The 10037-nt window shown below is 59.9% G+C and carries 8 protein-coding genes; 4 read left to right on the top strand and 4 right to left on the bottom strand.

The genetic code is table 11. The annotated features are described in order from the left end of the window. The first annotated feature begins 62 nt into the window (after positions 1-62). Positions 63-2597: a mechanosensitive ion channel family protein gene (locus NKH21_RS26295; protein ID WP_352868476.1), complete on the top strand. Its 2535-nt coding sequence runs from the start codon at positions 63-65 to the stop codon at positions 2595-2597. 229 nt (positions 2598-2826) lie between these two features. Here the strand turns inward: NKH21_RS26295 and msrA are convergent, their stop codons facing one another. From msrA to NKH21_RS26315, 4 genes are all read right to left on the bottom strand, one after another. Then, on the bottom strand, positions 2827-3555 hold the full coding sequence (msrA, locus tag NKH21_RS26300; RefSeq protein WP_352868479.1) for a peptide-methionine (S)-S-oxide reductase MsrA: 729 nt from the start codon (positions 3553-3555) through the stop codon (positions 2827-2829). A 77-nt stretch (positions 3556-3632) separates the two neighbouring features. Beyond that, positions 3633-3932, bottom strand: a complete 300-nt coding sequence (locus NKH21_RS26305) for a hypothetical protein (RefSeq protein ID WP_352868482.1) — start codon at positions 3930-3932, stop codon at positions 3633-3635. 77 nt (positions 3933-4009) lie between these two features. Next, positions 4010-4720 carry a DUF1223 domain-containing protein gene (locus NKH21_RS26310; RefSeq protein ID WP_352868485.1) on the bottom strand — a complete coding sequence of 237 codons (711 nt, stop codon included), beginning with the start codon at positions 4718-4720 and terminating at the stop codon, positions 4010-4012. A 173-nt stretch (positions 4721-4893) separates the two neighbouring features. Next, the gene (locus NKH21_RS26315; RefSeq protein ID WP_352868488.1) at positions 4894-5979 is read right to left on the bottom strand and encodes a TadE/TadG family type IV pilus assembly protein; all 1086 of its coding nucleotides are present in this window, start codon (positions 5977-5979) and stop codon (positions 4894-4896) included. 158 nt (positions 5980-6137) lie between these two features. Here NKH21_RS26315 and lepA point away from each other — a divergent pair, with 158 nt between their 5' ends. The 3 genes from lepA (at position 6138) to NKH21_RS26330 (ending at position 9917) form a co-directional block, all read left to right on the top strand. Further along, the gene (lepA, locus tag NKH21_RS26320) at positions 6138-7943 is read left to right on the top strand and encodes a translation elongation factor 4 (RefSeq protein ID WP_352593269.1); all 1806 of its coding nucleotides are present in this window, start codon (positions 6138-6140) and stop codon (positions 7941-7943) included. Positions 7944-8199: 256 nt separating this feature from the next. Beyond that, the gene (locus tag NKH21_RS26325) at positions 8200-9369 is read left to right on the top strand and encodes a GmrSD restriction endonuclease domain-containing protein (RefSeq protein ID WP_352868491.1); all 1170 of its coding nucleotides are present in this window, start codon (positions 8200-8202) and stop codon (positions 9367-9369) included. A 92-nt stretch (positions 9370-9461) separates the two neighbouring features. Next, a complete protein-coding gene (locus NKH21_RS26330; RefSeq protein WP_352868494.1) occupies positions 9462-9917 on the top strand; it encodes a HEPN domain-containing protein in 456 nt (151 codons plus the stop codon). Positions 9918-10037: the final 120 nt, after the last annotated feature.

A 10037-nucleotide genomic window follows, 5' to 3' on the forward strand; every position in this document is an offset into this window, starting at 1 on the left:
CAAGCGGAATAACCTTCTCTGGCCGGCCCAGCAGAATCGCCGGCAAGAAGAAGGGCAACAGAATGAACCCCTTTTCTGCGGCAGCACAGGATCGGCTGCTGCTTTTGCTGATCCGGACGGTCGCGCTGATCGGCGCACTCGCGCTTGCCGGACTGCTGCCGGCCATGCCGCAGGCGCACGCCCAAGACGCGGCCAACTGGGCGGGCGTGTGGGACACGAAGTGGCGCGGCGGCGGCGCCCAGATCAAGTTCGAGCAGACCGGCACTGACGTAAAGGGCGTCTACCCGCTTTACAACGGCCGCATCGAGGCCAAGGCCGAAGGCGACAAGCTTGTCGGCCACTGGTTCGAAGGCGACCGCCAGGGCGCTTTCACCTTCGTCCAGTCGCCCGACGGCGGCAGCTTCATGGGCCGTTTCGATGCCGCCACCGCCGAATGGTGGACAGGGGTGCGTGTCAGCGCCGTCGAGGACGTCCGTGTCGACCAGTCGAGCCCGATGAGCACCATGCGCTCGTTCCTGCAGACGATGAACGAGAGCGGCGCCGACAACGTGCCGCGCGCCACCGGCGGCGGCATGGGTCTTGCCGGTCTGGCAGCAGGTCTCGTCGACGTCACCGAGGCCGACCGCGGCGGCCTCAACATGCCCGATTACACCAAGCTTCTGTTCACCGTCATCGACAACGCGACGTTCCGTCTGTGGAGCCTGCCGCATGATGCGATTTCCGGAGACGAGGTGACGGCGACGCTGCCGCAATACGGCACCAGGGTCTCCTTCGCCGTCACTTTTCGCCGCAAGCATGGCGACTGGTTCATCGTCGGGCCGCCACTTGCCCGGCTCCAGGCCAAGCTCGCCGAATTCCAGGAAGCGCGTGGCGAAGCCGTCGACATGGTCGACGATCCGAGCAAGCTTGCCTCGCCGCGCGATACGTTCAAGGTACTGTTGAGCGGCCTCACCGAAGCCGGCGACCCGGCACAAGCGGCGCTCGACCTGCGCAACTACAGTCAGGCCGTGCGCGGCGACGAGGCGTTCCTGCTCGAGCGCTATCTCAAAAAGGTCATCGACCGCATCGGCTATGTCTATTGGCAGGAGATCCCCGACGATCCGAAGAGCAACACCCCCTTCGTCTATTTCGAGCATCCCGCCGGCAACATCGTCATCGGCCCGGTCGAGACCGAGAAGAGCAAGATCTGGCAGTTTACGCCCGAGACGCTCGCCCACATCCGCGCGCTCTACGCCGACGTCGAAGACGTGCCGGTGGCGCCGGAATTCGCCGCCTTCGCCAGCACCGACCCGTTCTTCATCGCCCGTGGCCTCGCCCGCGAGATCAGCCCCGGCCTGCTCACCCGCGCCGGCCCGATGGAGCACTGGCAATGGTGGATGCTCGGCCTTGCCGCACTGGCCGGTATCGTCTTCGGCTTCATCGCCAATGCGCTGATTTCCTTGTTTGTGCGAAGGACGGACAGCTCGGCCTTCTTCCGCATTGTCGAATGGGCGGTGCGCTCGATCGTGCTTGGCTTCTTCCTGCTGTTGACGCTGCGCCCGCTCGGTCTGCCGCAAGTCGTCGCCGCCCCGGTCAAGGCAATCGCCTGGAGCCTGGTCGTGATCGGCGCCGTGCCGGTGGTCTGGCACCTGATCGGCAAGGTCGCCGACCACTATCGCGGACTGTGGCAGGTGCCCGGCTATCACGACACGCTGATTTCGCTTTCCACCGGTGTCGCGCGCGTCGCCGTGCTGGTCGTCGCCTTCCTGCTGTTGGCCGAAGTGCTCGCCATCCCCTACGAAGGCGTCATTGCCGGTCTCGGCATCGGCGGTCTGGCGGTGGCGCTGGCGGCGCAGCCGACGCTGCAGAACTTCCTCTCCGGCCTGACGCTCTATGCCGACCGGCCGGTCAGCGTCGGCGACTTCTGCAAGTTCGGCGACCAGTCCGGCACGATCGAGCATATCGGCATGCGCTCGACGCGCATCAGGTCGCTCGACCGCACGATCATCTCGGTGCCGAATTCGGATTTTGCCGGCATGCAGATCGAGAACTACGCGCATCGCGACCGCACCCGGTTCGCGACGACGCTGCAGCTGCGCTACGAGACGACGCCCGATCAGATGCGTTACGTCCTGGCCGAGCTGCGCAGGCTGCTGATCGCCCACCCGCGCGTCATCGACGAGCCGTGCCGCGTGCGCTTTGCCGGCTTCGGCGCCTATTCGCTCGACATCGACGTGTTCACTTACGTCAAAACCGCCGACGTGGCCGATTTTCAAGCCATCCGCGAGGACATCCTGTTGTCCATGATCAACATCATGGATGATGCCGGCGCGCAGTTCGCCTTCCCTTCGTCACTGGAATACCGAGCCACCGACCTTCCGGTCGACGACGAAAAACGCATCGCCGCGGAGAAAAGGGTCAGCGATTGGCGCGAGGCGCAAAATCTGCCTTTCCCCGACTTCAGCCAGATCGACAAATTCGCCCTCAACAACACGCTTGCCTACCCGCCTGAGGGCTCGGCGCATTATCGCGAGACGGAGCCCGACCCGGACTCGCCCGAGGCAAAGGCGACGCTGGAGAAAGTGCGCTGGAGCCTGCCCTGGAAAAAGGGGGTGTAGTTTCGAGGCGCTGGCGGGACAGCACCCCCCTCTGGCCTGCCGGCCATCTCCCCCGCAAGGGGGGAGATTAGCAGTTTCAGCGCTCCGCTCGTCCTGAACGTTGGAGATTTGGTGAAGGTCGAGGTGATAGCCAATCTCCCCCCTTGCGGGGGAGATGTCCGGCAGGACAGAGGGGGGTGCGAAGGATCGCCGACGCTTATTCTCCGTCGGGCCCGCAGGCCCCAAAAGCTCAGCTCTTGTTGGCGGCCAGCACCAGAACCGGCTTTTCGCTGTAGAGGTTGGGGAACAGCCGCTTCAGATTCTCGACCTTGGGCAGATCATTGTAGACGATATAGGGATAGGTCGGGTTGAGCGTCAGAAAGTCCTGGTGGTAATCCTCGGCCGGATAGAAGCTCTTGCCGGTCTCCAGCGTCGTCACGATCGGCTTGGGAAACACCTTGGCTTTGTCGAGCTGGGCGATGTAGCTTTCGGCGATCTTTTTCTGCGTGTCGTTTTCGGCAAATATCGTCGAACGGTACTGGGTGCCGCTGTCCGGCCCCTGGTAGTTCAGTTGCGTCGGATTGTGCGCCACCGAGAAATACACCTGCAGCAGCTGGCCGTAGGTCACCTTGGACGGCTCGTAGGTGATCTCGACGGATTCGGCATGACCCGTCCGGCTGGTGCCGACCATTTCATAGACGGCCGTGTCCTTGTCGCCGCCCGCATAGCCGGAGACGGCGCTGGTCACGCCCTTGACGTGCTGGAACACGCCTTGCACACCCCAGAAGCAGCCGCCGGCGAAGACCGCCTTTTCGGTGCCGGCGGTAGCCTTCTCGTCCATTGCCGGCGGCGGGATCACCACCGCGTCTTCGGCCGAGACTGCCGGCGTCTGCCAGAACACGGCGGCGGCGGCCGTGAGGATGAGCGCGGCAAGTGCTGCTTTTGCGAAAATCGACGATCGTTTCACGGCTGCGGTCATGTCTGATCTCCCATGATGCTGGTGTGGATTATACGACGGATAGGTCCGCCGGGCTCTCACTTTGCTGTGCGCATCGCCTATTTGGCCGGAGCCATGGCATCGCAGGCCTTGGTCGCTTCGGCTTTCTTCATGGCGTCCGTCTCGGCGGCTGCCTTGTTCATGCAGTCGGTCGTCATCGGATCTGTCGCCTTCATCGCGGTCGTGGCCATCGCGTCGGCCGGCTTCATGGCGTCCGTTGCCGGCTTCATGGCGTTTGTCGCCATCGCCGGCTTCATCGCATCTTCGGCCCGCGCCGCGCCACCGGCAAACAGCGCCGTCGAGCAAGGTGCGAAGGCGAGTGCCGCCAGGGTCGGGCGATTGGTCAAACGATTGGTCATGATGATCTCCTTGGGTTTGGCCTGTGTTGACGGCATGCGGCGGCGCCGCTGCGCGTTGGGGAAATTCGGCAGGGTTTCTAGTTCGTGGCGGCAGCCAGGATCGGCCCGCCGCGCGGCACCTGCACCAGCACCGCGGTGCTGAGGCCACCCGTCGTCGCCGGCAGCGGCAGCGCGGTGGCGTCGCCGGTCCAACTGCCCAACCTGGTCAGCGAATGCACGACATTGGCGTGCGGCAGCGTGCGGCCGGTGTTTTCGCCGCGCGCCACCGGCACCTCGACGACGCCCTTGCCGTAACGCACCAGCCAGACATCGGCCTTGCCGCCGGGCACCGGACCGGCGCCGATGCTGACCTTCCCGCCGGCGAGCGACAGCGAAGGTCCGTCGGCGTGGCCGCCGCTCGAAATCAGCTGCTCGATCTCGCCCGGCCTGGCGCCGACCGCATCGGCCTTGCCGTTGACCACCACTTGCGGCGTGAACGGGCCGGAACGGCCGAGCGACGGCTCATAGCGGACCTGGCGCTGCGTGAATTCTTCTTTGCCGAATGTGTCCTTCCAGCCGAGATAGTCCCAGTAGGTGACGTTGAAGGACAGCGCCAGCACGCCGGGCCGGTCCTTGACCTTGATCAGATTGGCGTTGGCCGGCGGGCAGGACGAGCAGCCCTGGCTGGTGAACAGCTCGACTACGGTCAGCGTCTGGCCGGCAGCCGCGCTGGTTGCCGACAGCACAGTCGCCGAAAACAGTACCGCGGCGAGCCCCATCAGGGCTGTGCTGCGTTTCGATCCGGTCATCGCTGTTCTCCTGTGCGGTTCCATGTCCACACTTCGCCGCCGACGCACGGTTCGTTACAGCATCACCGCTTCGTGATTGAGGAGAAGTCCACGTTTTTCGTCTCAGGACAGTAGCGCGGGCCGAGGCGACATCCGATCCCGCCCACACGGGGGGAGATCGGCACGCGGCCCGGCTATTGTGTAAGCACGGTTTCCGAAGGCCGCTTGTTGAAGGCGCACTTGCCGGTCACGAAATAGGAAAAATCGGCGTCGTCTATGGTGTTATTGGTAAGGGACCCGCCGTCTTCCCACGCTTGACTGCTGGTGATGCCGCAGGGCACGGCCGTAAAGATGTCGACAGTCGTATTGGCTAGCGTCTTGACCTTGTCGATGAACAATCGGTCGGAAGTGACCGGGTCGTCCGATCGCAGGGTTGTTTTCGTGCCCGTCTCCAGATAGCCGCCGCCAAGACCGGGATTGGGATTCGGAATCTTCATCTCCAGAGACAGGTTATCCATGTCCTTCACGTCGATCACCGCACCGGCGCCGGTCGCGGGATACATCGTGTTGACGCAGGTGGTTGCGTATTTCCTGGTGCCGCTGATCTGAGTGATTGTGCCGGTGGGCAAGCCGTAGAAGCTGAGCACCGTGGTGGTCGTGCATACTTGTTTCTGGACCAGCGTCTCCGTCGTTCCATTGATCGTGTACACAGAGGAGGTTCCGTAGCCTTTCGGATCGCCAAACCTGTTGTAGGCGTAGGAGATCCTCATCAGCTTGTTGGCCACAGTGTCCCCGGATTTCGTGCCGTAGAGCGTCACCGTCTTGTCCCACCAGCCCGAGATCTTGTCGACCTTGAACGTAGCCTCCACCAATGCCGGCCTCTTGGTCACTCCCGACGCGACGCCGACCTGCACCGTGTTGATCTTGACGATCTGCATGAAACTCGTCGCCATGGCAAAGCCGGCCGAAGCCTTGATGCTGGCGGCGCCGTCGGCGGCGACGACGAAGCTGTCGAGCTTGGCCGTGCCTTGCCCGCCATTGGCCAGGTATGCCTCCTGCAGTTTCACCTGGCGGTCCGCCAATGACGTGTCTGTAGCAAGCGTCGTGATCGACAGCGATGCTGCATCGAGGGCGTTCTGCATCGATGCCCTGGTTGAAACCGCCGAGGTATAGTCGATGGAAAAACCCAATGCGGCAACCATCGGGATAAGCAGGATGGCGAGCATCGGCGCGAACGAGCCGCTCACCGATCTGAGAAATTTGCGTGCTGACAGCGGCATTCCGACCCCCCGAAACGGCGATAGACCGGTGGGCTATCACGTCGGGCGCGAACTATGCTCTAATCTCATGGATCAAAGTTTAACGACTTTGCCTCGCCGCCGTCGCACCCGCGCTCCGCCGCTTGCCGATATACCGTGCCCCTGCTAAAGCGCGCCGCATGACCACGCCGATCAAGAACATCCGCAACTTCTCCATCGTTGCCCATATCGACCATGGCAAATCCACGCTTGCCGACCGGCTGATCCAGTCGACCGGCGGGCTGGAGCTGCGCGACATGAAGGAGCAGGTGCTGGACTCGATGGACATCGAGCGCGAGCGCGGCATCACCATCAAGGCGCAGACGGTGCGGTTGAAGTACCACGCCAACAATGGGCAGGACTATATCCTCAACCTGATCGACACGCCCGGCCATGTCGACTTCGCCTATGAAGTGTCGCGCTCGCTGGCTGCCTGCGAGGGCTCCCTGCTGGTCGTCGACGCCTCGCAAGGCGTCGAGGCGCAGACACTGGCCAATGTCTACCAGGCGATCGATAACAACCACGAGATCGTCGTGGTGCTGAACAAGGTCGACCTGCCCGCCGCCGAGCCCGAGCGCATCCGCGAGCAGGTCGAGGAGGTGATCGGCATCGACGCCTCAAACGCCGTGCTGATCTCGGCCAAGACCGGGCTCGGTATTCCCGACGTGCTGGAGGCGATCGTCAACGATCTGCCGCCGCCGCGCGAAGGCGACATCACGGCCCCGCTGAAGGCGATGCTGGTCGATAGCTGGTACGACGCCTATCTCGGCGTCATCGTGCTGGTCCGCATCATCGACGGCGTGCTGAAGAAGGGCCAGACCATCCGCATGATGGGCACCGGCGCCAGATACCTGGTCGAGCGCACCGGCGTCTTCACGCCCGCCCGCATCAATGTCGACGAGCTCGGCCCCGGCGAGTTCGGTTTCTTCACCGGCTCGATCAAGGAAGTCGCCGACACCCGCGTCGGCGACACCATCACCGAGGACAAGCGCCCGACGGCACAAGCCCTGCCCGGCTTCAAGCCGGCGCAGCCGGTGGTGTTCTGCGGCCTGTTCCCGGTTGACGCCGCCGATTTCGAGGATCTGCGCGCCGCCGTCGGCAAGCTGCGCCTCAACGACGCGTCTTTCTCCTTCGAAATGGAAACCAGTGCCGCACTCGGCTTCGGCTACCGCTGCGGCTTCCTCGGCCTGCTGCATCTCGAAATCATCCAGGAGCGGCTGGAGCGCGAGTTCAACCTCGACCTCATCGCCACCGCGCCGAGCGTCGTCTACCGCCTGCTGTTGAATGACGGCACGGTCAAGGAACTGCACAACCCGGCCGACATGCCCGACGTGGTCAAGATATCGGCCATCGAGGAGCCGTGGATCCGCGCCACCATCCTGACCCCCGACGACTATCTCGGCGGCATCCTGAAGCTCTGCCAGGACCGGCGCGGCATCCAGGCCGACCTCTCCTATGTCGGCAAACGCGCCATGCTGATCTACGATTTGCCGCTCAACGAGGTGGTCTTCGACTTTTACGACCGGCTGAAGTCGATCTCCAAGGGCTACGCGTCCTTCGACTATCACCTCACCGACTACAAGGAAGGCGACCTGGTCAAGATGTCGATCCTGGTCAACGAGGAGCCGGTCGACGCGCTGTCGATGCTGGTTCACCGCACGGCGGCGGAAAAGCGCGGCCGCCAGATGTGCGAGAAGCTGAAGGAGCTGATCCCGCACCACCTGTTCAAGATCCCGATCCAGGCGGCGATCGGCGGCAAGGTCATCGCCCGCGAGACGATCTCGGCGCTGCGCAAGGACGTCACCGCCAAATGTTACGGCGGCGACGTCTCGCGCAAGCGCAAGCTGCTCGACAAGCAGAAAGAGGGCAAGAAGCGGATGCGGCAATTCGGGAAAGTGGATATCCCGCAAGAGGCGTTTATTCAGGCGCTGAAGATGGGCGATTGAAGAGGCTGCTGCGCGATATTCTGATGCTTTTTGCCGCCGACTCTAACTCATACAGGAGTGGTCTGAGGGCTGGCTTGTCTAAGGCAGCTTCAGCATTGAGGGTCAAATATCGGATCAAAGTTGCGATAGTTAATGGATCTGTGGCTGATTAGCTCGGGTGTATATTCCCTAACTCTTGTTGAATTGAGACCTTTGACGCCTCGTTGAGATTTGTGATTAATGGACACGACGCGCTTCGCGCGATTTGGAGATTTGAATGTCCGACGACACAGACTCTTGGTTTGACGACTATGCCGATGATGCAGACGAGGGCCAAGTCGACGAATACGACATTACGGCCACCCCGAACGACTTCAATGTATTAACGCTTTACAGCTTCATCGAAGCCGGCGCCGTTCGTATACCGGGTTTCCAACGAAACTATGTATGGGACCGAACGAGGGCGTCAAAACTTATTGAGTCCTTGATAATCGGTATACCTGTTCCTCAGTTATTTCTTTATGAACAATCTAGAAATAAGTTTCTAGTGATAGACGGTCAACAGCGGCTAATGTCAATTTATTATTTCATGAAGCGACGCTTCCCAAGAACAGATAAGAGGATCGAACTTAGGGCGATATTCGATTTACATGGTCGGATACCTGATGAGATACTTCATGACGATGCATATTTCGAGGATTTCAAACTGAAGCTTACGGGCCGACTCCCAAACGAGTCCAACAAGTTCCACGGGCTGAACTATTCGACGCTCGGTGAATATAAGACGCAATTGGATCTTCGTCCCATTAGAAATATTGTTGTGAGACAAAACTCCCCCGAAGACGACGACTCGGCTATTTATGAAGTTTTCAATAGGCTTAATACCGGCGGGGTTAATCTAAGGCCGCAAGAGATTCGCACCAGTATGTACCATTCCAATTTCTACGATATGCTATACAGAATAAATCAAGATAAGAAATGGAGGGAATTCCTAGGAAATACCGAGCCAGATCTACATATGAAGGATATAGAGATTCTTCTACGGGGATTCGCGATGTTGATCGATGGGGACAAATATGCTCCATCTTTAGTTAGATTTCTAAATCACTTTTCTAGGATGTGCGAGAGCCATACGAAAGAGCAAAATTCGTATTTGGAGGCTTTGTTCCACTCTTTCCTGAAGGCGTGCGCAGAACTTCAAATGGATGCGTTCACCAATCCCCGAAATGGGAGATTTAATATTGCGCTGTTTGAAGCGGTGTTCACGGCAGCTTGCTCAACGGCCTTCAAAGAGAGAAGGAAGGTCAAGGGCGTCATAAATCCAAGCGAAGTCACGTCACTTGAGAAAGACAAGGATTTCGTTCTCGCTTCACTAGAAGGAACAACGAGAACCTCCAATGTTGAAACTAGAATTTCAAAGGCGAGGGAAATAATTTCATCCCTTTGATGAGGCGATCAGGTGGGGGTCGTAGATACTATATATGAGGAATTTGTCGCGACCTATGACGTCCTAGGTCGAGCTGTTCTCTTCAGAATAGCTTGGACGGCAATTCGAGAAAATCGATACTGCTAAGCGCGGCGAGCTATTTCGAAAACGCGCTCGCCAACATAGTGGAAGAGTTTGCAAGGAATAGCAGCGCAAACACGATGGTTGGCGACTTGATTAAAGCCCGAGTTATAAGCCGGCAATACCACACGTGGTTTGATTGGGATAAAAATAACGCGAACAAATTTTATCAAATGTTTGGAGACGTCTTTAGGGAACATATGACGTCTTTGGTGAGAAACCGCGTCCAGTTTGATGAGGCTGCGAAGGCATTTCTTGAGATCGGCCGAGATAGAAACCGGTTGGTGCATCAGGATTTTGGAAGCTTCACCGTCGAAAAAACGACTAGTGAGATTTATGACCAATACAAAAAGGCGAGAGGCTTCGTTGAGATGGTCGAAAGGGAGCTAGATTATTGTTGCTCTAAAGCTACGACGAGGGGGTTGTAGTCCCCCTTGTAGCTTGCTTCTCTAGACAGCTATGGTGACGTTGCCCCCAGTTTCTATCCAGTTTTGAGTTCGTTTCCGGCGTGGGTTGTGCCCTGCTGGGCCGGTGAAGCGACGGGCGCT

This window comes from Mesorhizobium sp. M1329 (assembly GCF_040318035.1).
GTDB lineage: Bacteria > Pseudomonadota > Alphaproteobacteria > Rhizobiales > Rhizobiaceae > Mesorhizobium.

Coding starts and splice junctions, on each gene's coding strand:
- NKH21_RS26310 (WP_352868485.1), bottom strand. CDS start 4,720: ATGACCGGATCGAAACGCAGCACAGCCCTGATGGGGCTCGCCGCGGTA.
- NKH21_RS26325 (WP_352868491.1), top strand. CDS start 8,200: ATGTCCGACGACACAGACTCTTGGTTTGACGACTATGCCGATGATGCA.
- NKH21_RS26315 (WP_352868488.1), bottom strand. CDS start 5,979: ATGCCGCTGTCAGCACGCAAATTTCTCAGATCGGTGAGCGGCTCGTTC.
- lepA (WP_352593269.1), top strand. CDS start 6,138: ATGACCACGCCGATCAAGAACATCCGCAACTTCTCCATCGTTGCCCAT.
- NKH21_RS26305 (WP_352868482.1), bottom strand. CDS start 3,932: ATGACCAATCGTTTGACCAATCGCCCGACCCTGGCGGCACTCGCCTTC.
- msrA (WP_352868479.1), bottom strand. CDS start 3,555: ATGACCGCAGCCGTGAAACGATCGTCGATTTTCGCAAAAGCAGCACTT.
- NKH21_RS26295 (WP_352868476.1), top strand. CDS start 63: ATGAACCCCTTTTCTGCGGCAGCACAGGATCGGCTGCTGCTTTTGCTG.